Source organism: Kitasatospora sp. NPDC057500 (assembly GCF_042802195.1).
GTDB lineage: Bacteria > Actinomycetota > Actinomycetes > Streptomycetales > Streptomycetaceae > Kitasatospora.
Genome location: NZ_JBHVER010000017.1, coordinates 42,312 through 66,803, shown reverse-complemented (window position 1 = coordinate 66,803; position 24,492 = coordinate 42,312). Strand labels below are relative to the sequence as shown.

The 24,492-nt window shown below is 74.1% G+C and carries 25 protein-coding genes; 8 read left to right on the top strand and 17 right to left on the bottom strand.

What is annotated here, in order from left to right:
• Positions 1–97: 97 nt before the first annotated feature.
• Positions 98–1,474: an MFS transporter gene (locus tag ACFU74_RS06385; protein WP_380752665.1), complete on the bottom strand. Its 1,377-nt coding sequence runs from the start codon at positions 1,472–1,474 to the stop codon at positions 98–100.
• A 187-nt stretch (positions 1,475–1,661) separates the two neighbouring features.
• Between ACFU74_RS06385 and ACFU74_RS06380 the strand changes: the two genes are divergently transcribed.
• Positions 1,662–2,081, top strand: coding sequence for a winged helix-turn-helix transcriptional regulator (locus ACFU74_RS06380; RefSeq protein ID WP_380752638.1), 420 nt, complete (start codon positions 1,662–1,664; stop codon positions 2,079–2,081).
• An 83-nt stretch (positions 2,082–2,164) separates the two neighbouring features.
• On the opposite strand, the gene ACFU74_RS06375 is transcribed toward ACFU74_RS06380, so the two are convergent.
• The 4 genes from ACFU74_RS06375 to ACFU74_RS06360 form a co-directional block, all read right to left on the bottom strand.
• Positions 2,165–2,803, bottom strand: a complete 639-nt coding sequence (locus ACFU74_RS06375) for an FMN reductase (protein WP_380752635.1) — start codon at positions 2,801–2,803, stop codon at positions 2,165–2,167.
• A complete protein-coding gene (locus ACFU74_RS06370; protein WP_380752632.1) occupies positions 2,800–3,924 on the bottom strand; it encodes an LLM class flavin-dependent oxidoreductase in 1,125 nt (374 codons plus the stop codon). The genes ACFU74_RS06375 and ACFU74_RS06370 overlap by 4 nt, the downstream gene beginning before the upstream one ends.
• Positions 3,925–3,968: 44 nt before the next feature.
• A complete protein-coding gene (locus tag ACFU74_RS06365; protein WP_380752629.1) occupies positions 3,969–5,195 on the bottom strand; it encodes an MFS transporter in 1,227 nt (408 codons plus the stop codon).
• Between the two features lie 94 nt (positions 5,196–5,289).
• Entirely contained in the window at positions 5,290–5,886 is a 597-nt protein-coding gene (locus ACFU74_RS06360) for a TetR/AcrR family transcriptional regulator (protein ID WP_380752626.1), read from the bottom strand.
• 133 nt (positions 5,887–6,019) lie between these two features.
• Here ACFU74_RS06360 and ACFU74_RS06355 point away from each other — a divergent pair, with 133 nt between their 5' ends.
• Positions 6,020–6,781, top strand: coding sequence for a PP2C family protein-serine/threonine phosphatase (locus ACFU74_RS06355; protein WP_380752623.1), 762 nt, complete (start codon positions 6,020–6,022; stop codon positions 6,779–6,781).
• Positions 6,782–6,859: 78 nt separating this feature from the next.
• Here the strand turns inward: ACFU74_RS06355 and ACFU74_RS06350 are convergent, their stop codons facing one another.
• Positions 6,860–9,370: a collagenase gene (locus ACFU74_RS06350; RefSeq protein ID WP_380752662.1), complete on the bottom strand. Its 2,511-nt coding sequence runs from the start codon at positions 9,368–9,370 to the stop codon at positions 6,860–6,862.
• Between the two features lie 431 nt (positions 9,371–9,801).
• Positions 9,802–10,371 (bottom strand): DoxX family protein, encoded by a 570-nt coding sequence (locus ACFU74_RS06345; protein WP_380752620.1) that lies wholly within the window; start codon positions 10,369–10,371, stop codon positions 9,802–9,804.
• 193 nt (positions 10,372–10,564) lie between these two features.
• Here ACFU74_RS06345 and ACFU74_RS06340 point away from each other — a divergent pair, with 193 nt between their 5' ends.
• Both ACFU74_RS06340 and ACFU74_RS06335 read left to right on the top strand, forming a co-directional pair.
• Positions 10,565–11,161, top strand: a complete 597-nt coding sequence (locus tag ACFU74_RS06340; RefSeq protein ID WP_380752617.1) for a TIGR03086 family metal-binding protein — start codon at positions 10,565–10,567, stop codon at positions 11,159–11,161.
• A 105-nt stretch (positions 11,162–11,266) separates the two neighbouring features.
• A complete protein-coding gene (locus ACFU74_RS06335) occupies positions 11,267–11,785 on the top strand; it encodes a hemerythrin domain-containing protein (RefSeq protein ID WP_380752614.1) in 519 nt (172 codons plus the stop codon).
• A 63-nt stretch (positions 11,786–11,848) separates the two neighbouring features.
• Here the strand turns inward: ACFU74_RS06335 and ACFU74_RS06330 are convergent, their stop codons facing one another.
• The 8 genes from ACFU74_RS06330 to ACFU74_RS06295 form a co-directional block, all read right to left on the bottom strand.
• A complete protein-coding gene (locus tag ACFU74_RS06330) occupies positions 11,849–12,604 on the bottom strand; it encodes a VOC family protein (protein ID WP_380752611.1) in 756 nt (251 codons plus the stop codon).
• Positions 12,605–13,510: 906 nt separating this feature from the next.
• Entirely contained in the window at positions 13,511–14,335 is an 825-nt protein-coding gene (locus tag ACFU74_RS06325; RefSeq protein WP_380752608.1) for a class I SAM-dependent methyltransferase, read from the bottom strand.
• Entirely contained in the window at positions 14,332–15,009 is a 678-nt protein-coding gene (locus ACFU74_RS06320) for a hypothetical protein (protein ID WP_380752659.1), read from the bottom strand. Before ACFU74_RS06320 ends, ACFU74_RS06325 begins: the two co-directional genes overlap by 4 nt.
• A 2-nt stretch (positions 15,010–15,011) precedes the next feature.
• A complete protein-coding gene (locus ACFU74_RS06315) occupies positions 15,012–16,130 on the bottom strand; it encodes a dipeptide epimerase (RefSeq protein WP_380752605.1) in 1,119 nt (372 codons plus the stop codon).
• Between the two features lie 28 nt (positions 16,131–16,158).
• The gene (locus ACFU74_RS06310) at positions 16,159–16,353 is read right to left on the bottom strand and encodes a hypothetical protein (protein WP_380752602.1); all 195 of its coding nucleotides are present in this window, start codon (positions 16,351–16,353) and stop codon (positions 16,159–16,161) included.
• A gap of 28 nt (positions 16,354–16,381) precedes the next feature.
• Positions 16,382–17,497, bottom strand: coding sequence for a PLP-dependent cysteine synthase family protein (locus ACFU74_RS06305; protein ID WP_380752599.1), 1,116 nt, complete (start codon positions 17,495–17,497; stop codon positions 16,382–16,384).
• Positions 17,494–18,378, bottom strand: coding sequence for a Rossmann-like domain-containing protein (locus tag ACFU74_RS06300; RefSeq protein WP_380752596.1), 885 nt, complete (start codon positions 18,376–18,378; stop codon positions 17,494–17,496). The genes ACFU74_RS06305 and ACFU74_RS06300 overlap by 4 nt, the downstream gene beginning before the upstream one ends.
• A complete protein-coding gene (locus ACFU74_RS06295) occupies positions 18,375–19,673 on the bottom strand; it encodes an ATP-grasp domain-containing protein (protein ID WP_380752593.1) in 1,299 nt (432 codons plus the stop codon). Before ACFU74_RS06295 ends, ACFU74_RS06300 begins: the two co-directional genes overlap by 4 nt.
• A 222-nt stretch (positions 19,674–19,895) precedes the next feature.
• On the opposite strand from ACFU74_RS06295, the gene ACFU74_RS06290 reads away from it, so the two are divergent.
• The 4 genes from ACFU74_RS06290 (at position 19,896) to ACFU74_RS06275 (ending at position 23,826) form a co-directional block, all read left to right on the top strand.
• Positions 19,896–20,492, top strand: coding sequence for a GNAT family N-acetyltransferase (locus tag ACFU74_RS06290; RefSeq protein ID WP_380752590.1), 597 nt, complete (start codon positions 19,896–19,898; stop codon positions 20,490–20,492).
• Between the two features lie 111 nt (positions 20,493–20,603).
• Entirely contained in the window at positions 20,604–21,269 is a 666-nt protein-coding gene (locus ACFU74_RS06285; RefSeq protein ID WP_380752587.1) for a TetR/AcrR family transcriptional regulator, read from the top strand.
• Between the two features lie 194 nt (positions 21,270–21,463).
• The gene (locus tag ACFU74_RS06280; protein WP_380752584.1) at positions 21,464–22,990 is read left to right on the top strand and encodes an MFS transporter; all 1,527 of its coding nucleotides are present in this window, start codon (positions 21,464–21,466) and stop codon (positions 22,988–22,990) included.
• Between the two features lie 395 nt (positions 22,991–23,385).
• The gene (locus ACFU74_RS06275; RefSeq protein ID WP_380752581.1) at positions 23,386–23,826 is read left to right on the top strand and encodes a PPOX class F420-dependent oxidoreductase; all 441 of its coding nucleotides are present in this window, start codon (positions 23,386–23,388) and stop codon (positions 23,824–23,826) included.
• 75 nt (positions 23,827–23,901) lie between these two features.
• On the opposite strand, the gene ACFU74_RS06270 is transcribed toward ACFU74_RS06275, so the two are convergent.
• Both ACFU74_RS06270 and ACFU74_RS06265 read right to left on the bottom strand, forming a co-directional pair.
• Positions 23,902–24,099, bottom strand: coding sequence for a hypothetical protein (locus tag ACFU74_RS06270; protein ID WP_380752578.1), 198 nt, complete (start codon positions 24,097–24,099; stop codon positions 23,902–23,904).
• Entirely contained in the window at positions 24,096–24,365 is a 270-nt protein-coding gene (locus ACFU74_RS06265; RefSeq protein WP_380752575.1) for a DUF1876 domain-containing protein, read from the bottom strand. The genes ACFU74_RS06270 and ACFU74_RS06265 overlap by 4 nt, the downstream gene beginning before the upstream one ends.
• Positions 24,366–24,492: the final 127 nt, after the last annotated feature.

Here is a 24,492-nt window from a genome sequence, read left to right as displayed (position 1 = left end):
CTGACGGGGCGGGCGGTCGGGGCAGTCGGGGCAGTCGGGTCGGTCGAATCGGTCGGGTCGGTCGGGTCGGTCGGGGCCGCCAGGGCGACCGCGGCGGTCAGGACGCGGTGGTGCGCCGGCGGCGCATGCCGAGGGCGGTGATGACGGCGCCGAGGGTGATCGCGGCGACCGGGACCACCAGGGCCGTCCGGAAGCCCTCCAGCCCGGACTGCCCGGCACCGGTGGCGGCCAGGTAGACGGCGGTGACCGCGGAGAGGCCGAGCGCCGCGCCGAACTGGAAGGCGGTGTTGAGCAGACCGCCGGCCAGCCCCTGCTCCTCCTCGGCGACGCCGTCGGTGGCGGCGATGGTCAGCGGCCCGTAGGCGAGGGCGAAGGCCAGGCCGGTGAGGATCATGGTCGGGAACATCATCGGGTAGCTCCAGTCCATGCCGACCGGCAGGAACAGCGCGTAGGACACCGCCGCCAGGACGAAGCCGCCGAGGATCACCCGGACGGTGCCGAACCGCTCCACCAGCCGGGGCGTGAGGGTCGGTGCGAGCACCGCGTCCACGCCGACGGCGAGCAGCGCGAGACCGGTCTGCAGCGGGGTCCAGCCGCGCAGGTCCTGGAGGTAGAGGGTGGCGGTGAACTGGAAGCCGAAGAAGGAGCCGGCGAACAGCAGCGCACCGAGGTTGGCGCGCAGCAGCGGGCCGGAGCGCAGCAGGCCGAGGCGGACCAGTGGTGCGGCGGAGCGTCGTTCGACGGCGACGAAGGCGGCCAGCAGGGCCAGTCCCCCGAGCAGTTCGGCGACGGTCAGCACGGCGGAGGCGTTCGGTTCGCCGATCCGGACCACCGTGTGGACCAGCAGCAGCATGGCGCCGGTGGCGGTGGCGGCGCCGGCCAGGTCGAAGCGCTCACCGGGGCGGCGGGCGGGCGGCCGGTCACGCGGGAGCAGCGGCAGGGCGGCGAGCAGCAGGCCGCCGGAGAGCAGCACCGGGGCGAAGAAGACCCAGCGCCAGCTGATCGCGGTGAGCAGGCCGCCGGCGACCAGGCCGAGCGAGAAGCCGGCGGCGGCGGTGCCGGCGTAGAGGAGCAGCGCGCGGTTGCGGCGCGGGCCCTCGGCGAAGGCGGTGGTGATGATCGCCAGTCCCGCGGGTGTCATGAAGGCCGCGGCGAGGCCGGTGGCGAAGCGGGCCAGGATGAGCACCCAGGAGGCGGTGGCGAGGCCGCCGAGGCCGGAGAAGAGGACGAAGACGGTGAGCCAGAACAGGAACATCCGGCGCCGTCCGAGCAGGTCGGCGGTGCGGCCGCCGAGCAGCATGAAGCCGCCGTAGCCGAGCACGTAGGCGCTCAGCACCCAGCTGAGCGAGCCGGTGTCCATGCCGAGGTCGGTGCGGATCGACGGGAGCGCCACGTTGAGCATGGCGACGTCGATGCCCTCCAGGAAGATCGCGCCGCACAGGACGAGCAGGACGGCGGTCTCGCGGCCGGTCAGGCGGGACGACGGGGGTGCGGCGGTGGGCGCGGGGACGGGCGTACCGGTTTCGGGCACGACTGAGGACGCGGACACGGAGGTCTCCTGGGAGTGCGCTGGGGGGTGGGGATGCCGGGCGGGGCGGTTCCCCCTCGTCCGGTCGGTTCCCTCTTGTAACCACTGCCATCCTGAGGCAGCATCAGGAAGCATGGAAGAAGGCACTTTGAAGTTACCGACGCACTGTGCGGATACCGGGGACGACTACGACGCGTTCCAGTGGGACACCCGGGAGGACTGCGAGGTCCGGCAGATCCTCGACCGGATCGCGGACAAGTGGTCGCTGCTGGTGATCGCCCTGCTGGACCGCGGCTCGCTGCGCTTCACCGAGCTGCGGCGGGAGATCGACGGGGTCAGCCAGCGGATGCTGACCGTCACGCTGCGGCAGCTGGAGCGGGACGGGCTGGTCGAGCGGACCGTGCACCCGGTGGTGCCGCCGCGGGTGGAGTACGCGCTGACGCCGCTGGGGCGGACGCTGCACGAGACCGTCCGGTCGCTGGTCGCCTGGACGGAGGCGCACCAGCGCGAGATCGCCGCGGCCCGGGCCGCGTACGACGCCCGGGTGGGCTGAGGACATGCGCAAGGGGCGGGCCCGGTCTCCCGGGCCCGCCCCTTGCTCGTCGCGCCGTGTACCGCCGCCGTGTACCGCCGCCGTCAGACCCGCAGGGCCGCCAGCTGCTCGGCGAACGGGACCACGGCCTCCTCCTGGGCCCCGCCGTCCGCCGCCGGCCCGCTGGGGGCGCGGCCGGCGAGCAGCCCGGCGAGTTCGCCTGCAGCCCGGTCGATCCGGCCGGGGAGCCCGTCGGTGAGCCGGTCTCCGGCGGTGCCCCAGTCGTCGGTGGCCGCGTAGACCGCCGTCGGGACGACCACCGAGCGCAGGTAGCTGAACAGCGGCCGCACCGCGTGCTCCAGCGCCAGCGAGTGCCGGGGCGTGCCGCCGGTGGCGGCGATCAGCACCGGCTTGCCGCTGAGCACATCGGGGTCGATCACGTCGAAGAACGACTTGAACAGCCCGCTGTAGGAGGCGGTGAAGATCGGCGTCACCGCGATCAGCCCGTCGGCGCGGGTGACCGTCTCGATCGCCTCGCGCAGCGCGGCGCCGGGGAAGCCGGTGACGAAGTTGTGCGCGATGTCGGTGGCGAGGTCGCGCAGTTCGATCACCGTCACCTCCACCTCGCGTCCGTCGGCGCCGAGCCGACCGGCCGTCGCGTCGGCCAGCCGGTCCGCGAGCAGCCGCGTCGAGGACGGCTTGCTCAGTCCGGCGCTCACCACCGCCAGTCGGTACGCGTTCACTTGGCCACCTCCACGTTCTCCTCGGTGTTGCTCTCCTGCTCCTGGCGGGCGCGGTCGGCCGCGACCAGCGAGGCGTGGGTCGGCGCGTCGGGGACGCCGGCCGGGCGGCCCTTGGCGAACTCCTCGCGCAGCACCGGCACGACCTCCTCGCCGAGCAGGTCCAGCTGCTCCAGCACGGTCTTCAGCGGCAGGCCGGCGTGGTCCATCAGGAACAGCTGGCGCTGGTAGTCGCCGAAGGTCTCGCGGAAGCCCAGGGTCTTCTCGATGACCTCCTGCGGGCTGCCGACGGTGAGCGGGGTCTGCTCGGTGAACTCCTCCATGGACGGCCCGTGTCCGTACACCGGCGCGTTGTCGAAGTACGGGCGGAACTCGCGCACCGCGTCCTGCGAGTTCTTGCGCATGAACACCTGGCCGCCGAGGCCGACGATGGCCTGCTCGGGGGTGCCGTGCCCGTAGTGGGCGAAGCGCTCGCGGTAGAGGTTGATCAGCTTCTTGAAGTGCTCCTTGGGCCAGAAGATGTTGTTCGCGAAGAAGCCGTCGCCGTAGTACGCGGCCTGCTCGGCGATCTCGGGGCTGCGGATCGAGCCGTGCCAGACGAACGGCGGGACGCCGTCGAGCGGGCGCGGGGTGGCCGTGAAGGACTGCAGCGGGGTGCGGAAGCGGCCCGACCAGTCGACCACGTCCTCGCGCCACAGCTGGTGCAGCAGCGCGTAGTTCTCGATCGCGAGCGGGATGCCCTGGCGGATGTCCTTGCCGAACCACGGGTAGACCGGTCCGGTGTTGCCGCGGCCCATCATCAGGTCCACCCGGCCGTCGGCGAGGTGCTGGAGCACCGCGTAGTCCTCGGCGATCTTCACCGGGTCGTTGGTGGTGATCAGCGTGGTCGAGGTGGAGAGGATGATGCGGTCGGTCTGCGCGGCGATGTAGCCGAGCAGGGTGGTCGGCGAGGACGGCACGAACGGCGGGTTGTGGTGCTCGCCGGTCGCGAAGACGTCCAGGCCGACCTCCTCCGCCTTGCGGGCGATGGCCACGGTGGCCTTGATCCGCTCGTGCTCGGTCGGGGTGCGGCCGGTGGTCGGGTCGGGGGTGACGTCGCCGACGGTGAAGATTCCGAACTGCATGCTGCTCACCACGCTCCAGGCTGAATCCCGCTGGGAAACCCGGCTCAGGATCCGATCGTCAAAGTTTCAACCACTTTAGCATCCGCCACCCGGGTGTTATTCCCCCCAGCGCCCGGATCCTGGCCCGAGACCGTACTACGGGCGCGCAGGGCGTCCGGGACCAGGGTCAGCAGGCCCGCGACGGCCATGGAGACGCCCAGCCACAGGGCGGCGCGCAGCCCCCAGGCGTCGATGGCGAGCCCGCCGAGCAGGGAGCTGAGGATGACACCCAGCGTGATGAAGGCGTTGTGGACGGTGTTCACCAGCGGACGGGCGTTGCCGATCCGCTGCACCCGCGAGGCCATCGCCGGGTTCATGGTGACGCCGACCAGGCCGACCCCGAGCAGCAGGCCGACCGCCGGCACCCGGTGCTGGGCGAAGAGCGCGAGTCCGGCCAGGAAGACGGTGTTCAGCGCCAGGCCGACGGCGAGCACCGGCAGGGCGTGGCGGTCGGCCAGCCGGCCGACCACGGTGTTGCCGACCACGGTCGCCGCGCCGTAGGCGACCAGCAGCAGCGGGACGGAGCCGGCCGGGAAGCCGGTGATCCCGGTGAGGACCGGGTTGATGTAGCTGAACAGCGAGAAGGTCGCGCCGATGATCAGGGTGCTGGTGACGAAGGCCAGCCAGAGCCGCCGGTTGCGCAGCGCGCCCAGTTCCTCGCGGAGCGAGCCGCCACCCTCGGCGTGGTCGGCGTCGGGCACCCCGGCGACGGTGCCCAGCGCGACCGCCACGGTGAGGACCGCCACCGCCCAGAAGGCCGCCCGCCAGCCGAGGTGCTCGCCGATGACGGTGGCCAGCGGCAGGCCGAGCAGGGTGCCGAGCATCAGGCCGTTCATCAGCACGGCGATCGCCCGGCCGCGCAGCTCGGGGCGGGCCAGCTGGGTGGCCAGCGAGATCGAGATGCCGAAGAAGGCCTGCGCGGCAACCCCGCTGACCACCCGGGCCGCCAGCATCACCGGATAGCCGGAGGCGGTCGCGGCGAGCAGGTTGCCGATCAGGAAGATCCCGAACAGCAGCATCAGTGCACGCTTCTGACGCATCCTCAGCAGTGAGACGGTGAGGAACGGGCCGCCGAAGGACATCGCGACGGAGAAGGCGGTGATCAGGTAGCCGATCTGCGGGACGCTCGCGTCGAGGCCCTCCGCCAGCTGCGGCATCAGGCCGGCGACGGCGAACTCGCTGGTCACCATCGCGAAGATGCCGAGGGCGAGGACGTACACGGCACGTGGCATGGGAGGGCTCCCCCGATAGTTTTGGATTGATCGGTTCAAAACAAGGGCAGGCGTGGACCCGGCGCGGCCCCGCCGGGTGGGCGGCCCCGTCCGGTCAGGGGGTGAGCGCGTCCATCGCGGTGGCGGCGACGGCCTCGACGGCGGCCCGGTCGGCCCCGCCCATGGCGGCGACCCGCATCCCGGCGATCACCGCGTTCACGAAGCGGGCCAGCTCGCCCGCCTCCCGGCGCCCGGAGATCTCGCCCGCACGCTGCCCGGCGCCGATCGCGGCCCCCAGCGCGGCGATCCGCACCGCCTGGTCCCGCTCCAGCACCGCGGCCGCCTCCGCGTCCCGCCCGGCCAGTTCGACGACGGTGTTCACGGTCAGGCAGCCGATGCTGCGGCCCTGCGGCCGGTCCTCGAACTCCGCGTCGACGACCCGCGCGAGCAGCAGCCGCACCCGCTCCAGCGGAGGCAGCTGCGCGTCCTCCAGCAGCGCGACCTGAGGGACGGTCATCAGCTCGTTGTAGCGGTCCAGCGACCGCCTGAACAGGTCGCGCTTGCTGCTGAAGGTGTTGTAGATGCTGCTCCGGCCGAGGCCGGTCGCCTCGCAGAGGTCCTGGGTGGAGGTGGCCTCGTAGCCGTTCGCCCAGAACGCGCGCATCGCCGCGTCCAGCGCCCGGTCCTCGTCGAAGGTGCGCGGTCTCGCCATGGCAGCACCGTAGCCGTTTTGGACCGACCGATGCAATACACTCTCCCGCCGTGGCCACCGGCGGCGGGACCGGAGCGGGACAATGGGAGGAGCCGGAAGCGGTCGGCCGGAGCACCCGAAGGGCGGCGAACCGATGGCGGCGTACATCGCGGTGAGCGCGCTGAGCCACGAGGGCCTGCTGCGCGAGCGGAACGAGGACAGCCTCGCCGTCGGTCCGTGGACGCTCTGCGCGACCGTCACCACCAACCCGCAGACCCTGCTCTTCCCGCTCGGCCCGCCCTGTCTGGTCGCGGTCGCCGACGGGCTCGGCGGCCACCCGGGCGGTGAGGTCGCCAGCGCCCTGGTCGCCCGGCGGCTGGCGGCGGCCGGGCCGGGGCTGGACGGCGAGGAGAGCGTCCGGGACGCCCTCCAGACCTGCAACCGGGAGGTGTACGCGGCCGCCGGCGGCGATCCCGGCCTGGCCGCGATGGGCACCACGGTGGCGGGCCTGGTGCTGCTGGAGGACCGGGCCGTGGTCTTCAACATCGGCGACAGCCGGGTCTACCGCGTCGACGGCGGGGGGCTGCGGCGGGTCAGCGTGGACGACAGCCCGCCACTGCCGCCCGGCCGGCGCACCACCGCGGTGGTCACCCAGAGCCTCGGCGGCTCGCTCGGGCTGACCTTCGTCGAGCCGCACGTGCGCAGCGCGCCGCTGGCCGTCGGCGACCGCTACCTGGTGTGCAGCGACGGCCTGACCGACCCGGTGCCGGAGGAGGAGCTGTCGGCGCTGCTCGCCCGCCCGCCGGCGGAGCCCGAACGGGCCGACGGGCGGGCGGCGTTCGAGCTCTGGAAGGCCGCGATCGAGGCCGGCGGGCCGGACAACATCACGCTCGCCCTGGTGCGGATCGGAGCGTAGCGGCGGACGGAGCGGGAGGGCCCCGGCGGTTGTTCCGCCGGGGCCCTCGGTCAGGTCGGGAAGGTCACGACTCCTCTGTCAGTACTCGGCCTTGATGCTCGCGCCGGAGAAGCCCTGCTGGGCGTGGAGGCTCAGGAAGACGTAGCCGGCGGGCGGGTTGGTGATGGTCAGGGTCTCGCCGTTGCCGTTCGCGTTGCCGGACTTGGCGGTGTAGGCGTCGGTGTACGCCCAGCCCCGGTCGTTGAAGTAGAGGTCGGCGTTGCCGGTGCCGCCCGCGCTGGTGAGTCGCAGCTGCGTCACCCCGGCCGGGAGGTACAGGTAGAAGTGCGCGTAGTTGCCGGTGGTGGCCGCCACGTCGGCGCGCCCGCAGTTGCGGTCCAGCTGACGGACGTCCGCGCCGGTGCACTGGCCGGTGCCCGCGCCGCCGACGGTGACGTCCTGGCGGGTGCTTGCGGTGGCGCCCTTGTCGTCGGTCACCGTGAGCGTGACGGTGTAGGTGCCGGCCCTGGCGTACGACTTGGCCGGGTTGGCGGCGGTGTCGGTGGTGCCGTCGCCGAAGTCCCAGGCACGGGAGGCGATGGTGCCGTCCTGGTCGGTGGAGCGGTCGGTGAAGGTGACCGCCAGGCCGGAGACCGCGCTGCCGAAGGCGGCGGTCGGTGCCTGGTTGCCGGGGTTGGTGCCGCCGCCGCAGGCGCCGGCCGCGCAGGCGGTCAGCCAGCGGTCGAAGTCCGCGTCGTAGCGGGTGCCGATGGTGGTCTTGAGCAGGGTGCGGGCACCGGCCCAGTCGCCGGTGCGGTACTTGGCGAGCACGGCGTCCAGGTCGGCGCGGCGCTGCTCCAGCATGTAGCGGACGGCCAGGTAGCCCCAGCGGTAGACGCGCTCCTGGTCTCCGTACGCGGTGTCGAAGAGGTCGGAGAGCCGGTAGGTGTGGAGGCCCGCCGCGGTGGCGGCCGCGTCGTAGTTCTCCTTGCGGTACGAGTAGGAGACGTACTCGGCGAAGCCCTCGACCCACCAGATGGTCGGGGTGGTCATGCCGGCGTCGAAGTCGCCGTACATGTTGTAGCGGCCGTCGAGGTAGTGGGTGTACTCGTGGTTGAGGTTCCAGATCTGGAACTCCGGGGACCAGTCGGCCTCGTAGGCGAGGAAGCGCGGCTGGTTGCCGGCCTCGTTCGGCTTGCCCTCCAGGTACATGCCGCCGTTGTTGGTGTCGATGCCGTAGATGCCGGCGGCGAACACGGCGTAGTCGAAGCGCGTGTGGAAGACCACGACCTCGATCCTGGTGTTCCGGTCATCGGCGACCGGGCCGTTGTCCCGGGCCACCGAGTGGAAGAAGGCGTCCTGGCCGTTGAGGCTGGAGCAGGTGGTGGCCAGCTGTCCGGCGTCCAGCTTCTGGGCGAGGACGCGGATGGTCGGGCTGCAGGCGTGGTCGACGGTCAGGACGGCCGACTGCAGCCGGGCGGGGGCGTCGCAGGTGCCGTAGTAGGAGCAGTTGCCGCTGTCGTAGGCCTCGCCCATCTCGGCGACGGCGGCCCACTGGTAGGAGGTGCGGTCGTTCGGCGCGGACCTGTCGGCCAGCCCCTTCATCAGCGGGCGGACCTTGGGCCGGAGCGGCTCGTCCTTCAGGAAGCGGCCCAGCTCCCGGGTCGCGTTGTAGACCAGGAAGGTGTAGTCGCCGCCGAGCAGGGCGCCGTTGGCGGAGGCGAAGGCCTGGAGCGCGTCGAGCACCGACGGGTCGGCCCGCACCGCCTCGACGAAGCCCTCCGTCTGGTGGCCGCGCCACAGCACGGTGAACACGCTGTTGAGCGCGTTGCCCATGTTCGCCGGGTTGTGGGTGGCGGCGTCGTAGGCGCCCAACAGGCGCTTGACCACCGGCAGGTAGCGGACGTTCTCCTGAGCGCTGTCGATGAGGGTGATCGCCTCGCCGAGCGTGCCCGCGTTGGCGGCGGAGACGTCGCGGGAGTGCGCGCTGTTGAAGAAGCCGTCCAGGGCGCCGCGGATCGAGCTCCGCAGGGCGGTGCCGTAGGTGCCGACGTCGGAGGCGTGGTACCACTGCACGTAGTAGCCGGCCCGCAGGAACAGCACCAGCTGGGCGGTGGAGGTGGAGTTGTCGCCCGGGTAGTTGGCGGCGTTGTCGCGCAGGGCGTCCGCCACCGTGACCATCTGGGACTCGCGGAACGTCCGGTTCGCGTCGGCGCCGGTCAGCAGGAACAGGCTGTTGACGCAGCCGAGGTCGGCCGACTTGACGGCCTGCACCAGGGCACCGCCGGTGCGGCTGAAGTCGGGGATGTTGCAGGGCTGTTCGGCGAGGGCCGCAGGGGCGCCCGCGCCGAAGGACTTCGCCAGCTCGGCCTTCTGCTCCGGCTCCGACAGGGTCTTGGTGCGCTCGGGGTCCGTGGCCGGGACCGGGGCGCGGTCGCGGGCCGGCGCCGCCTTCCGATCGCCGTGGGTGGCGGGCGCTTCACCGATCGCGGGCTGCGGGGCCAGGCCGGCCGGTCCGGCCGAGGTGGCGGGCGAGCCGCCGACGGGCTGCGGCGAGGCCGGAGGGGCGGCCTGGGCCTGCGGGGTGAACAGTCCGACCGCCACGAGCATCGCGAGGACGAGCGTCAACAGCCTCGCGATGTGCGGTCGCTGGGACAAAGGGCGTGCGGTTCTCACGTGGGGGCCTCCGGGCCTTCGTCGGCCGCGTGGGGGTGCGGCCGGGGCGGTGGTGAGGACCGTTGCGACGGCGCCGTTGGGGCGGCTTCCGTCGAGCATCGGCGGGGGTGTGACATGTACAATTGCATGCATCACATGGCAGGGGAAGACCCAGGACCGGCAACTGCCGCCTCCCCACAGGAACTTCACGGAACGGCCGCAGAACGACAAGGCCGCCGGTCGGTTGACCGGCGGCCTTCGCGGGCGGCGGGAGCGCCCCCGCGGCATGTCAGTTGCGGTGTGTCGGTTGCTGCTGCGCGCCAGTGGCTACGCGCCAGTCGCTGCGCGTCAGTTGCGTCTCGGCAGTCGCACCCGCTGTCGGTACGTCAGCTGCGGACGAGGAGCACCAGGCCCGCGGTGACCAGGCCGAGCGCGACGGCGCCCGCGCCGTACGACAGCCGGTGCGAGCGCACCACCGGCAGGTAGCGGTCCACGGCGTAGCGGCCGGGGCCGGTCAGTGCGAGCGCCGCCGCGGCGGCGATCAGGAGGTACTCGTACTCGGCGCCGCCCTTCATGGCGAAGAAGCTTCCGCTCCAGGTGACGACGAGGGCATTGATCATGGTGCCCAGGATCGCGGCGGCGGCCAGCGGGGCCAACAGGCCGATGGCGAGCGCGATTCCGCCCCCGGCCTCGGTGAGGCCGGCCACGACGGCCATGGCCTTGGCCGCGGGGTAGCCCTTCATTTCGAAGAACTTGCCGGTGCCGTCGATCCCGCCGCCGCCGAACCAGCCGAAGAGCTTCTGGCTGCCGTGCGCGGCCATGATCAGACCGAGGACCACGCGCAGCAGCAGGAGGCCGGCGTCATAGGCGTGCGGGGAGGTGGCCGCGGCGCCGGGAGCTCTCCCGGCCGTGGCGAGGGTGGTGGCGGCGGTCGTGCTCGGGCTGGTGCTCGGCATGCGCGTCTCCATCAGGAAAAGGGGAATTCGTCGATACTGGCCGGATTTGTTCAAATTCGAACCGGCGGAGTCGTTTGACCGTACCTGGAAGTTTGAATTTGAACAACCGCCTCGGCGAGAGATTTTTGGCGTGACCGGGTCAGTAGTGGTGTAGACCGGCGTACGAAGTCGCCAGGCGGGGGAGGCTCAGGACATGGCACATCGCAAGGAACACCGCCGGACGCAGGACAACGGCACCCCGCACACCGAGGCCCTCGCCGCCTTCACCGAACGAGTGCGGCTGGTCACCCCCGACCAGTGGGACGCACCCACCCCGTGCGCCGACTGGACCGTCCGCGATCTGGTCAACCACCTCACCGGCGAGCAACTCTGGGTACCCGAACTGCTGATGGGCGCCACCGTCGCCGAGGTCGGCGCCCGTTTCGACGGCGACGTCCTCGGCGACGACCCGGTCGGTGCCTGGACCGCCGCCGCGGACGCCGCCCGCACGGCCTTCGCCGTCCCCGGCGCCACCGACGTCACCGTGCACCTCTCCTTCGGCGACGTCTCCGGCCAGTACTACCTGGACCAGCTCAGCGCCGACGCCGTCGTGCACACCTGGGACCTCGCCGAGGGCATCGGCCGGCTCACCCGGCTGCCGGAGGACCTGGTGGACTTCGCGCTCGCCGAGTACACCGGCTACGGGGACCTCTCCGGCAGCGGGCTGTTCGACCCGCCGCTTCCGGTGGCGGGCGACGCCGGGCCGCAGACCCGGCTGCTCGCCCTCACCGGGCGCCGGGACCGCCCCTGACCTGCGGCGACGCCCGCTCCGCCCGGGTAGCGGGCCCGGCGCCGGATACTGGAGGTGTCAGGGCAGGGCCGCAGCGGACGGGGGAACGGGAGAGGCGGGCAGGCCATGGGCCGCAGGCCGGACATCCTCGGCGAGTTCACCGCGGAGCACCGCGCGGTGGAGGACCTGCTCGCCCGGATCGAGGCCGGTGCGGCCGGCCCGGAGGCAGGAGCAGAGGCCGGGACGGACGCCGGGACAGAGGCCGGGACGGACGCCGGAGCGGAGCAGGACCGGCTGCTCGGGCGGCTCACCGACCTGCTGTTCAGCCACTGTGCGGCGGAGGAGGAGCACCTGTTCCCGGTCGTCCAGCACGACGTGCCGGACGGCGGCGCGATCGTGTTCCGGTGCATCCACGACCACCTCGCGATCGGGCAGTACCTCGCGGACCTACAGGCCTTGCCGCCCGGCGACCCCGCGCTGGACACCCTGCTGCGCGGACTGGCCGAACTGCTGCGCCGGCACCTGGCGACCGAGGAGGAGCAGCTGTTCGCCGCCGCCCGCAAGGCCCTCCCGGCCGCCGCCCGCAACGCGCTCGCCGAACGGCTGCGGGCCGACCGGGCGGAGATCGCCGAGGCCGGACCGTAGCGGTCGCGGGGTCGGGATCGGTGTCAGCGCTCGGCGTCGGGGCTCCGGCGTCAGGGCCTGGCGTCAGGGCTTGGCGTTGATCACCGCGAACCGGCCGCCCTCCGGATCCTGGAGCCGGGCGACCCGCCCGTACGGCGAGTCGAACGCCGGGCCGAGCGCGCTGCCGCCGAGTTCCGCCGCCCTGGCCACCGCCGCGTCGGTGTCCGGCACCGCGAAGGACACCTCCCAGTGCGGCGGCATCCCCGCCGGGCCGCCCGCCTGCTCCCTTGCGAGCGCGGCGACGCTGTGCCCCTCGGCCCGGAGCACCACCCGGTCGTGCTCCCAGCGGACCTCGAACCGCTCCGGGTCCCGGCCGTCCCAGCGGAACACCTCGCCGTAGAAGAGCGCGGCCGCGAACGGGTCCGGGGTGCGCAGCTCGATCCAGACCGGAGAGCCCATGAGGTCCAGCCGCCGGGCCCGGCCCAAGGGCCCCTCCCAGATGCCGAACACCGCGCCCGCCGGGTCGGCGGCGAACGCCACCCGGCCGGCGTCGAAGGAGAGCGGGCCCACCGCGAGCGTCGCACCACGCTCACGGACCGAGTCGGCGGCGGCGTCCGCGCTCTCCGTGCCGAAGTAGCTGGTCCAGGCGACGGGCATGTCCCAGCCGCCGCTCGCCACGCCGAGTCCGGCCACCGCCTCCCCGCCGGTGACCGCGTGGACGTAGGGGCCGAAGCGGTCCGGTCCCGGCTCGAACTCCCAGCCCAGCAAAGGCCCGTAGAAGGCCTTGGCCGCGTCGAGGTCGCGCGCCATCAGGCTCACCCAGCACGGGACGGCCGCCACACAGCGCACCTCGGCCGTTGTCCCACCGCTGACCATCGCGACCACCTCCGAGACCCCGGCCGCCGGGCCCCTCCCGACTCCCACGGCCGTCCGGCCGTCCGGGCGACTTCAGCCTAGGCCGTGTCCGACGGTTCGCGGCGGATCAGCGCGCGGGGTGGGGTGGAGGCGCGGTGAGGCCATGGTGGGGCCGTAGTGAGGCCGTAGTGAGGCCGCGGTGAGGGGCGCGCGCGGGAGGCGTCACGCCCCTGGAGGGCTCGGAGCACGGGCGCACCGCCGGAGCCGCTGCCGCCCAGCGCCGAGGAGCGTGACGAGGACGGCCTCGAACCCAACGCCGCCCTGGCCGGGTCCGTCGGAGCGGCGGGTCGCCGCCCTCTCCGCGGACCCCGCCGGCACCCCCGTCCGCGGCCGCTCCGGCCGGCCCTGACCGCCCCGGGGCGCCGTGCTCGGCGGCGGCCCGGACGACGGGGTCGGCGAACGGGTCCGGGAGGATCACCTGCGCCCGGCCGCAGGCGGCGCTGAGGCGTTCGAGCACCTCGTGCGGGCACCACTCCGCCCCCCCAGCGGGGACTCCGCGCGGATCAGCCGCCGGCCCGTACCGGACGGTGACGGGTATCCGGTCGTGCAGCCCGGCGCGGCGAACGCCTCCTCGTACGTCCCGCCGGACGGACGGCCACCAGTGGTCGGGCAGCGGCCCGGGAACCCGGCCTCGAACGCCCGCCGGACGGGCGGCTCGTCGACGCCGCGCGCCGACGCCGCGGCGCCCAGGACGGCGAGGAGCGCGGCGACCGCCTCGGGGCGGGGACGGCGGCGGTCGCGGTGTTCACGGTGCGGACGCCGGCCGAGGGGTCCGGCACCCCGTCACCCGGACGGGTCAGCGGCATCGGGGACCACCGGCGCCTCCGGTCGTCAGGCGGGGTCCAGCCGGGCGACCAGGTGGAGGCGGTCGCCGTCGGCGGTGGCGGCGGGGCGGGCGCCATCGGTCCAGGGCGGTTCGGTGCGCGGGCCGGGGCGGTCGTGCAGGGCGAGGACGGTGAAGCCGTGGACGGCGAGCAGGTGGCGCAGCTCCTGGGGGAAGAGCAGCCGCCAGGCGGAGTGCTGCTCGACCGGCGGGGCACCGTCGTCGCTGGCCCAACTGCGCGTGCGGCGCAGGAGTTGGGCGGCGTGGTCGATCCACAGCACGGTGCGCGAGATGTGCGTGACGCCCTCGTGGGTGACGCTGTCGAAGCGCGGGGCGTCGAGGAGTTCGGTGCGGCCGAGGAAGAAGGCGCCGTTGCGCATCTCGGCGACCAGCAGGCCGCCGGGTCGCAGATGGTGGCGGAGCCGGCCGAACAGGGCGTCGAGGTCGGCGTTGGTGTGGCAGTAGAGCAGCGCGCTGTCCAGGCAGAGCACGGCGTCGAACCGCCCGGGCAGGGTGAAGTCCCGCATGTCGCCGACGTGGTAGGCCGGTCCGGGGTGGCGGGAGCGGGCGTGGGCGATCATCGCCGGGGAGCTGTCCAGACCGGTGACGGTGCGCCCGGCGGTGCGGTGCAGCCAGCCGGCGTCGCGGCCGGTACCGCAGCCGAGGTCGAGGACGTCCGGCCCGGCTTCGTGTTCGCGGAGCATCGAATCGGCCCATCGGGCGGCGGTGAACTCCGGATCGGGGAAGCGGAGTTCGTAGAGCTCCGGGCGGTCGGTGAGCAGATTGCGGCGGGCGGTGGCGGCCGGGGCCGGGGCCGTTCGGCGGCGGTTCATCGGGCCTCGCGGGGAAGGGGGCGGGCGGGGGCGGGGAGCCGTCCGGTGCGGTGCAGCCGGGCGAGGACGGCGGCGGAGACGAGGCCGAGGGCGGCGCGGAGCAGCCGGGATGCGGTGGCGGCGCTGTCCACGGCCCGGACGGCCGGGGTGTCGCCGAGGGCAGACCGGCCGAACGCGGGGACCAGCGCCAGGACGAACGGCTGCGCAGGCATCAGGCCGAGTCGGAGCAGCAGGAAGCCGGCGGCGTCGAGGGCAACGTCGACGGCGACGTCGAGGCCGCACGGGATCCGCCGGGAGGGCGGGCCGCGCCGTTGCAGCCGGGTGGTGAGGCGCAGTTGCCGGGTGCGGTCGGCGAGGCTGCCGGTCAGGAGAACCTGGCCGGCGGCGCCCGTCCAGCCGGTGGCGCGGCGAGCGGCCCCGGGCAGCGCGAACAGCCCGGAGCCGACGCTTCGCGGCGCGCACCCGGCGATGATGTCGCGGCCCGCGCCGAGCCGGTCGGCGGCCGAGCCGCCGACGGTGAGCAGGCCCTGCCGGCCGGGGTCGCGCAGCCCGAGGTCGTGGCCGAGGCGGCCGGCCGGGCGCGGGATGAACAGGCGGACGCCGGTGTTGACGCCGAGCCGGTCGACCGGCAGCAGCCGTACGGGCAGCGGGAAGGACCGTACGGCGCGCAGCATCCTCACCGGCCGGCCACCGGTCGGGGCGCCGCGAGCGGTCCGGCGTCCGGTCCGGCGGACGGTGCGGGGAGCGGCGCGGCGGCGGGCGCGGGCCGCACGCCGAGGCCGGCCCGGTCCGGGGTGCGGACGGTGCCGTCGGCGCCGCCGATGCCACGCCAGGGGTCGTCGGCGAGCAGCAGGTGCCCGTCGAGGTCGAGCCAGCGGGCCCGGTCTGCGAGGTGCACGGCGGGCGCGATGCCGAGCGAGCTGGCGGCCAGGCAGCCGAGCATCAGCTCGGTGCCGCTGCCGCGCAGGGCCTCGGCGATCCGCAGCACCTGGTGGACGCCGCCGCACTTGGCGAGCTTGAGGTTGACGCCGTGCACCCGGCCGGCGAGCCGGCAGGCGTCCTCGTAGCCGACGGCGTCCTCGTCGGCGATCACCGGGATCGGCGAGCGTTCGGCGAGGGCCGCGAGCGCGTCGGGGCGCCCCGGGGGGATCGGCTGCTCGACGGCCTCGACGCCGGTGGCGGCGAAGGCGGGCAGCAGCCGGAGCGCCTGGCCGGGGGTCCAGGCGCCGTTGGGATCGAGCAGCAGCCGGGCGTCCGGGGCGGCCTCGTGGACGGCCTGGACCCGGGCCAGGTCGAGGCCGGGGTCGACGGCGCCGGCCTTGACCTTGAGCACGGTGAACCCGGCGTCGGCGAGCCGGGCGGCCTGCACGGCGGCCCGGGCGGGCGGTTCGATGCCGATGGTGCGGGCAGTGGCGGCGGCGACCGGCTCGGCGCGGCCGAGCAGCCGGTGCACGGGCTCGCCGGCCCGTTTGCCGACCAGGTCGAGCAGGGCGGCCTCGACGGCGGCCAGCACCCCGGCCGGCAGCGCCGCGTACGGGGCCGTGCCGTCGCGGAGGTCGGCGAGCGCCTGCTCCGGGTCGGGGCCGTGCTCCAGCGCGGGACGCAGCGCTTCGAGTCCGCGCCGGATCCGGTCGGCGGGCAGGTCCAGGTAGACGCTGCTGACGGCCTCGCCGTGGCCGGTCAACCCACCGTGGCCGAGGGCGAGTTGGACGGCGTCCCGTTCGGTGGTCACCGAGCGGGAGATACGCAACGGCTCGGCCAGCCGGAGCCGAACAGTACGGACATCGAGCCTCATCGGCCCTCCTCGGTACGGGCGGAAACGGTCACAGGGTGGGTCCGACCGCACCCACCGGCACGACGGCGGGCGCGCTCCGGTCGGCGGGCAGGTCCAGGTGGACGCTACCGACGGCCTCGCCGCGGCCGAGGGCGAGTTGGACCGCGTCCCGCACGACGGCCACCGAACGCATGCGCAACAACTCGGCCGGCCGAAGCCGAACAGTACGGACGACGAGCCTCATCGGCCCTCCTCTGTACAGGCGGGGACGGTCACGGGGTGGATCCGGCGGCGCCCACCGGTAAGGCGGCGGGCGCGCTCCGGTCGGTGCGGCAGCGTGCCCAGCCGGTGACCTCGGCGGCCGCCGGGTGCGGGATCTCGGTCGGACGGGGCGCGGCCCGTGCGGCGTCCAGGCCGTGCCGGCGGCAGAACGCGTCGTCGTAGACGGTGCCGAGGTAGCGGTGCGGGCCGTCGGGGAAGACGGTGGCGACGGCGGCGCCCGGCTCGGCACGGGCGGCCCAGGCGGCGACCAGGGCGACCGCGCCGGTGGACCAGCCGCCGCTGACGAAGGCGCCCCGGGCGAGGCGCCGGCAGGTGTCGACCGCCTCGGCCGGGCCGACCCAGTGCACCTCGTCGAAGGCCTGGTGGGCGACGTTGCGCGGGTGGATGGAGCTGCCGAGGCCGCGCATCAGCCGCGGCCGGGCGGGCTGGCCGAAGATGGTGGAGCCGACCGAGTCGACGCCGATGATCCGCAGCCCGGGCCAGCGGCGGCGCAGCGCCTCGGCGAGCCCGGCGCTGTGGCCGCCGGTGCCGACGCTGCAGACCAGCACGTCGAGGTGGTCGAGTTCGGCGGTGATCTCCTGGGCCATCGCCCCGTAACCGGCCGCGTTGTCAGGGTTGTTGTACTGGTCGGGCCAGTAGGCGTCGGGCAGCCGGTCGAGTACGGCGCGCAGCCGGTCGAGCCGGGCGGCCTGCCAGCCGCCGTGCCGGGCGGGCTGCTCGACCAGCTCCAGCCGGGCGCCGTAGGCGCGCAGCAACTGCCGCATGGACGGTTCGAGTTCGCTGTCGCCGACCAGCACGACGGGGTGGCCGAGGACCTGCCCGGCGAAGGCCAGGCCGACGCCCATGGTGCCCGAGGTGGACTCCACCACCGTGGCGCCTGGCCGCAGTTCGCCGCGCGCGTGGGCGCCGCGGAGCATGGCGACGGCCGAGCGGGCCTTCATGCCGCCGGCGCTCAGCCCCTCCAGCTTGGCCCAGAAGCCGGGGTGCGGGTGCGGCAGCGGGGTGGTGATCCGGGCCAGCGGGGTGCCGCCGAGCAGCGGCAGCAGGGCCGGGTTGCCCAGGGCCGGCCGGCCCGGCGCCGCGGCGGAGGCGAGCAGGGCGGTCACCGCTTGGCACCCCCGTACAGGTGGAGCAGGCTCGGGCCGCCGTCGAGCCAGAAGAAGGGGTAGGGCTCGGCGCTGACGGCGGTGACGCCGTCGCCGATCAGCCGGGGCAGGACGGCGCTGCCGGTCTGGGCGAACAGCACCAGGGGCTTGCCGGTGGCGCGGGCGTGGGTGAGCAGCGGGTCGAGGGTGCCGTTGCCGAGGGTCATGCCGGAGGCGAGGATGGCGTCGCAGTCGTCGAGGTGGGCGAGGGCGTCGGTGTGCACCGGCTCGTCCCATTCGGTGGTGCCGCCCTTGAGGTCGCACGGCAGGTAGCCGACCTCATTGGAACGGAGCTGCTCCAGGAGGGAGTTGACGACGCCGACGACCAGCACCCGGCGGACGGCGGCGAGCGGCAGCAGCCCGACCACGGCGGCGGCGCGGACCCGTGACTTCACCAGCGAGGAGCCGGCCGGCAGCCCGAAGCGCCGGGCGCCGTAGGCGGGTGCGTGCGGGAGGCAGTGGCCGAGGTACGCGTCGAGCGCGGCGACCCGGACGGCGGTGTGCGGGTGGTCGAGCAGTTCGCCGACGGTGGCGCCGACGCAGTCGGTGACCGTGTCGGCGGGCAGGTCGCCGGGTTCGACGGCGCAGGAGCCGACGGCGGCGCCGAGCCGGAGGCTGAGCACCTCGTTGCGGTAGCCGCGGGTGCGCCCGCTGTGCCGCACGGCCTGGGTGGTGCCGAAGGCCAGCGCGATCCGCAGCGAGGCCGGGTCGGGCCCGTACGCCCCCGTACGGGCCCGCCCGGTGATCAGGTCGAGCACGGGGTAGGCGTCGATCCCGAAGCTCGTGGTGGGGGCGGGGGTGGGGGTGAGGGCAGGGGCGGTCAGGACGGTCGTGGCGCTCATGCGGACACCGCCGCGGGCTCGGCGGGGTCTGCGGTGGGGGCGAGGCGGGGGGTGAGCCCGGCGAGCAGCCGCTCGGCCGTACGGCGCGCCCCGGCCCCGCCGGAGTCGGCGGTCATGACGTGTCCCAGGTACTCGTTGTTGCTGGTCGCGGGCCGTACTTCGCGGCCGGACCCGGCGAGGGCGAGCTCGACCACGGCCGGGTCGTGCCGCACCGCGTCCTCCCCGTCGAAGCCGTCCAGCAGCCCGGCCTGCCGGCCGCCGGGCACCAGGAACGCGATGGCGGCGCTGGCGACCCCGGTCGGGCGGGCGGCCAGGTCGGGCCGGCGGCCGAGGGCGAGGTCGACGGCGGCGGCCGCCAGGTCCACCCCGGTGACCCGACGGACCAGCTCGGTGATCCGGTTCCCGGCCGGGCGCGGGTTGACCTCCACCACCCGGGGGCCGGCGGGGGTCAGCTTGATCTCGGTGTGCGCGACGACCTGGTCGAGGCCGAGTGCGGCCAGGGCGGCGACGGCGGTCCCGGCGGCGGCCTCGGCCTCCGCCGGGTCGAGGGCGGCCGGGAACATGTGGCCGGTCTCGACGAAGGCGGGCGCGCCGCCGACGCTCTTGTCGGTGATCCCGACGACGTGCGCGACGCCGTCCACCGAGACCGTCTCGACGCTGACCTCCGGTCCGGTGAGCAGTTCCTCCAGCAGGACCGCGGGCTCCCGCCGCTGGCCCCTGGCGTTGATCGGGAAGGCCTCCAACGCACCGATCGCCGCGAGGAGTTCGGCCTCGTCGCGGACCGCGCGGACGAACATCCCGGCGCACAGGTCGACCGGCTTGACGACCAGCGGGTAGCCGATCGCCCGGGCCTCGGCGCGGGCCTGCCCGGCGTCGGCGCAGAGCGCGTACGCGGGGCCGGGGACGCCGGCCCCGGCGAGCCGGCGGCGGGTGAGGTCCTTGCGGCAGGCGGCGGCAACGGCGTCGGGCGACGGCCCGGGCAGCCCGAGTCGGCGGGCCACCAGGGCGACCTGCGGCAGGTAGTAGTCGCAGGAGGAGAGCACGCCGTCGAAGCCGAGCAGCGCGTGCAGCCGTTCGGCGTACGGGGGAAGCGCTTCCGGGTCGTTGGTGTCGGCGGTGAGGACGTTCTCGGCGGCGAGCAGCGGGTGCGGACCGTCGGCGGGGGTGGCGGCGCGCAGGTAGTGGTGCAGGTCGCGGGTGAGGAAGGTGAAGCGGTGGCCGCCCTCCCCCAGCGCCCGCGGCAGCAGCCTGCTCATGGAGCCGACCCAGCTCTCGATCACCAGCAGATGTGCCACGACTCTCCCTTTCGACGGACACGACGCACACGACGGACGCGGTGGACACGACGGACACGCTCTCGACGGACACGGTGGACCCGGCCGACAGGCAGGACCGTAACGGGATTCGTTTTCATTTTCAACACGCCCGACCGCATTTCCGTCGATGCGTCAGATGAAAGTGGTTTTCATGTACTCTTGCCCACACCCGCCGCGCCCCAGTCCTGTCGGAGATGCCTGATGGATCGTCAATTCCCTTACACCGTCCGCCATGCACTCCCCCATGACGTGCCCGGCGCACGCCGGCTGATCCTGGACACCTTCTACCGCGAGTTCGGCTACGGCTACGTGCCCGACTGGCACGCCGACGTCGTCGACCTCCAGGGGCACTACCTGGACCACCCCCGGCACGCACTGCTGGTCGCCGTGCACGGCGAGGAGGTGGTCGCCACCACCGCGCTGCACTCCACCGGGCCGGCCCACCCGCCGCACCCGCGCGAACTCGCCCGGCGCTACCCGTCCGGGACCACCGCGCAACTGGTCCGGGTCTACGTCCGCGCCGAGCACCGGCGACACGGACTGGCCCGGGAGCTGGTCCACCGCGCGCGCGCGTTCGCCGCCGGGGAGGGCGGCTACCGGCGGCTCTACCTGCACACCAACACCGCGATCCCGGGCGCCGAGGCGTTCTGGCGAAGCCTCGCGGAGGAGGTCTACGACGCCCGCCCGACCGGGGAGCACGGGCCCGGGGTGTCCACCGTGCACTTCGAGATCCCGCTGCACCGGCCGGTGGCGGCGAGCCTCGGCAGGGACGCCGGCGGGGGTGTCAGGACGATGTGACGCAGGTCACATCCAGGTGCGAAATTTCCGGGGATGGATTCCCCGTTTAGCCCTTCGTTGGACTAAGCGGGGAGTGACTCCCCGGAAACCCGTACCCGGGAGGAGTGCCCCGTGACCACCGTCGCCCCCCGTTCGGCCTGCGCCGCGGGCCCGGCCCGCGCGCCCAGACTGCGCGCGGACGCGAGCCGCAACCGCGAGCGGATCGTCCTGGCGGCCCGGGACGCGTTCGTCGAGCACGGCGCGGACGCGCCGCTGGACGAAATCGCGAAGCGGGCGGGCGTCGGAAACGCTACGCTCTACCGGAACTTCCCCACCAGGACGGCGCTGATCCGCGAGGTCGCGCTGCTGGTCAAGAACCGCATCGTGGCGATCGCCGAGCGGGCGGCCGCCGAGGTCCCCGGCCCGTTCGACGCCCTGGAGCGGTTCGCCCACGAGACGGTCGACGAGAAGGTCGGCGCACTCTGCCCGCTGCTCACCAACCGGGTCGACCTGAACGACCCGGACCTGGTCGAGGCGCGCGAGCGCCTGATGGCCGTCGCCGGCGGTCTGCTGGAGCGGGCGAAGGCGGCGGGCGAGGCCCGTCCGGACGTCGACCACGGCGATCTGTTCATCGCGCTGAGCCAGCTCACCCGCCCGCTTCCGGGCACCTCGTGCCACGTCCTGGACGGCTTCGTCCACCGGCACCTGCAACTGTTCCTGGACGGCATGCGGGCTCCAGCCCCCACCGTCCTGCCCGGCCGGGCCGCGACCTTCGAGGACTTCCACGGCGACCACTGATCCACCACTACCGATCCACCACTGATCCGTCACTGATCCGCCACTGACCCGGCGCGCCGGACCGACCGGCGCGACCCGACACCGAGGACCCCTTCACCGTGGCGACGCGCTGCGGCCGCCCCTGCGCGCCCGCCGCTGCTTCCCGCGTTCCTCCGCACCTACCGCACACCCCGCACACCGAAGTGAGTACCCCCATGCCGGAAACCGCCCAACCCGCCCTCCAGCCCGATCCGAGGCGCTGGAAGGCCCTGATATTCATCGGCCTCGCGCAGCTGATGGTCGTCCTCGACGCCACCATCGTGAACATCGCCCTGCCGTCCGCCCAGAAGGACCTCGGCATCACCGACGGCAACCGCCAGTGGGTGATCACCGCGTACGCGCTGGCCTTCGGCGGACTGCTGCTCTTCGGCGGCCGGGTGGCCGACCTGTGGGGGCGCAAGCGGGCCTTCGTGGTCGGCCTGACCGGCTTCGCGCTGGCCTCCGCGCTGGGCGGCGCCGCCGCCAACACCGCGATGCTGCTCGGCGCCCGCGCCCTCCAGGGCGTCTTCGGCGCGCTGCTGGCCCCGGCCGCGCTCTCGCTGCTGGCCGTCATGTTCACCGAGGCCAAGGAGCGCGCCAAGGCGTTCGGCATCTACGGCGCGATCGCCGGCGGTGGCGGCGCGATCGGTCTGATCCTCGGCGGCCTGCTCACCGAGTACATGAACTGGCGCTGGACCTTCTTCGTCAACATCCCGTTCGCCGTGATCGCCGCCGTCGGCGCCGTCATGGTGATCCGCGAGCCGGCCGTCGGCCGCAACCGCGACCGCCTCGACGTCCCCGGCGTGCTGCTGGTCACCACCGGCCTGGTCGCCCTGGTCTACGCCTTCACCCGGGCCGAGTCGGACGGCTGGAGCTCGGGCGTCACGATCGGCCTGTTCGTCGCCGCCGCCGTGCTGCTGGCCGCGTTCGTCGTGGTCGAGCGGAAGGTCAAGGCGCCGCTGCTGCCGCTGCGGGTCGTGCTGGACCGCAACCGCGGCGGGGTCTACCTGTCGCTGGGCCTGGCCGTGATCGGCATGTTCGGTCTCTTCCTGTTCCTGACCTACTACCTGCAGATCGTGCTCGACTACAGCCCGGTCCTGACCGGCGTGGCCTTCCTGCCCATGGTGGCGGGCATGATCACCGGCTCGACCCAGATCGGCGCCCGGCTGATGACCCGCCTGCCGGCGCGGTTCCTGATGGCGCCCGGCTTCCTGGTCGCCTCGCTCGGCATGCTCATCCTGACCCAGATCGACCTGGACACCTCCTACCCGGCGCTGATCCTGCCCGGCCTGGTCCTGATGGGCCTCGGCATGGGCACCGCGTTCATGCCGGCCATGAGCCTGGCCACGCACGGCGTCCAGCCGCGCGACGCGGGCGTGGCGTCCGCCATGGTGAACACCTCGCAGCAGGTCGGCGGCGCCATCGGCACCGCGCTGCTGAACACCATCGCGGCCAGCGCCACCACCACCTGGCTGGCGGCCCACGCAGCCTCCGCGACCACCCCGGCCGCCGCGCAGGCGGTGCAGTTCCAGGGCATGGTGGAGGGCTTCTCGACCGCGATCTGGTGGTCCTTCGGCATCCTGGTGCTGGCGTCCGCGCTCGCGTTCGTCCTGATCAACGCCGGCCGGCCCGGCCACGGCGCGGACGGCAAGGGCGCCGACGCGGACGCGGCGGCCAACGAGGTGCCGGTGCTGGTGCACTGATCCCGCGGGGTCCACGACGGTGTGCGGCGGCCCGTCCGGTGTCTTCCCGACACCGGGCGGGCCGTTCGCCGTCTGCGGGGGCGTTCGCCGTCCGCGGGGGCGGCCACCGGCCGGGCGGGGTGCCGGGCCTACGCCGTCCGGGTGGATTCCCGTCGTCCCGGCGGCCGTCCAGGGCGCGGGACGGGTGCCGAACGGCCGCGCACCCTCGAACCGCCGGCCCCCGTGGACGACAATGGACTGGCCCACCCCGCCGGGGTGCTCGACCGCACCCGTGCGACGCTGTTCCGCGGGCCGTACGGCGAGGGCGCCCGGGACCACCGGACCCGGCGCCGGGGAGTTCCACCGGGCCCGCCACCGCGCACCACCCACCCGCCGAACCGGACAGGGAGGACACCGTGCACGACCGTACCGACCAGTTGGCCGACAGCAGATACCTCCTGCTCACCACCTTCGGCGAGGACGGCCGTCAGGTCCGCTCGCAGAGCTGGGTGATCGCCGACGGCACCGCGCTCGGCATCTGGACGCCCGCCCACTCCGGCGAGGCCGAACGGATCCGCCGCCACCCCAAGGTCCTGGTCGGCCCGTGCGACGCGCACGGGCGCCCGACGGGGCGCCAGCTCCCGGCCCGCGCCGCCGTCTGCGACGAGGACGCCACCGCCCGGTACCGCACGTCACTGATCAACAAGTACGGTCTCGCGGCCTTCCTGGCCCTGGCCCGCAGCCGGATGCGCCTCGGGCTGGCCGGGACCGTCGGGATCCGGATCACGCTCAACGAGCTGGAGCAGTGGCTGATCGGGCCCGAGTGGCAGGTGCCGACCACGTACTGCCCGAACTGAGGCGGGTGCCGGCCGTACCGGGGGGTCGGGCTGCGCCAGGGGCGGGCCGTGCCGTGGGGCGGACCGTACCGGGGGTCAGGCCGTGCCGTCATCCGGTGCGCGGGCCAGGTCCCCCGGCTCGCAGGCCTCGCGGCCGGTGCCGGCGTGCACCACCTTCACCGCGCGGCCCGGACCGCCCGGCACCACCCGCTGCTCCCGCCCGCAGCGCGGGCAGATCAGCGGGATGCGGGACCGGTGGGCGGTCGGGCCGGCGGTGCCGTCCGATGGCGTCACGACAGCGGGTGGGTCGGGACCGGGCTGACCTCCTGGATCTCACCGTGGGCCTTGGTGAGCAGCTGCGAGGCGAGGTCGTTGAGCGCCCGCGCGGCCGCGATCTCCTCGCCGACCCTCAGCTGCTCCGGGTCGGAGGGGTGACGGCTGGCGGCACCACGCGCGCGCAGCTCCGCACCGTCCCCCAGTCTCAAGAGGGCGACGGCGGCCGTGTGCGGCCCCTCCTCCCGGAACTCCATCTCGATGTGCCAACCGACAAGAGTCTGCATGGCGGATCACCTCCGGCGGTCGCTTCTGGTCCGGGTTACTCCTCCAGGGTGCGCCGCACCCCCGGTGAACACCAGGGCAGGGGACTTGAACGCGTTCAAGACAGTGCGTAGAGTCGGCGCGCGAGAA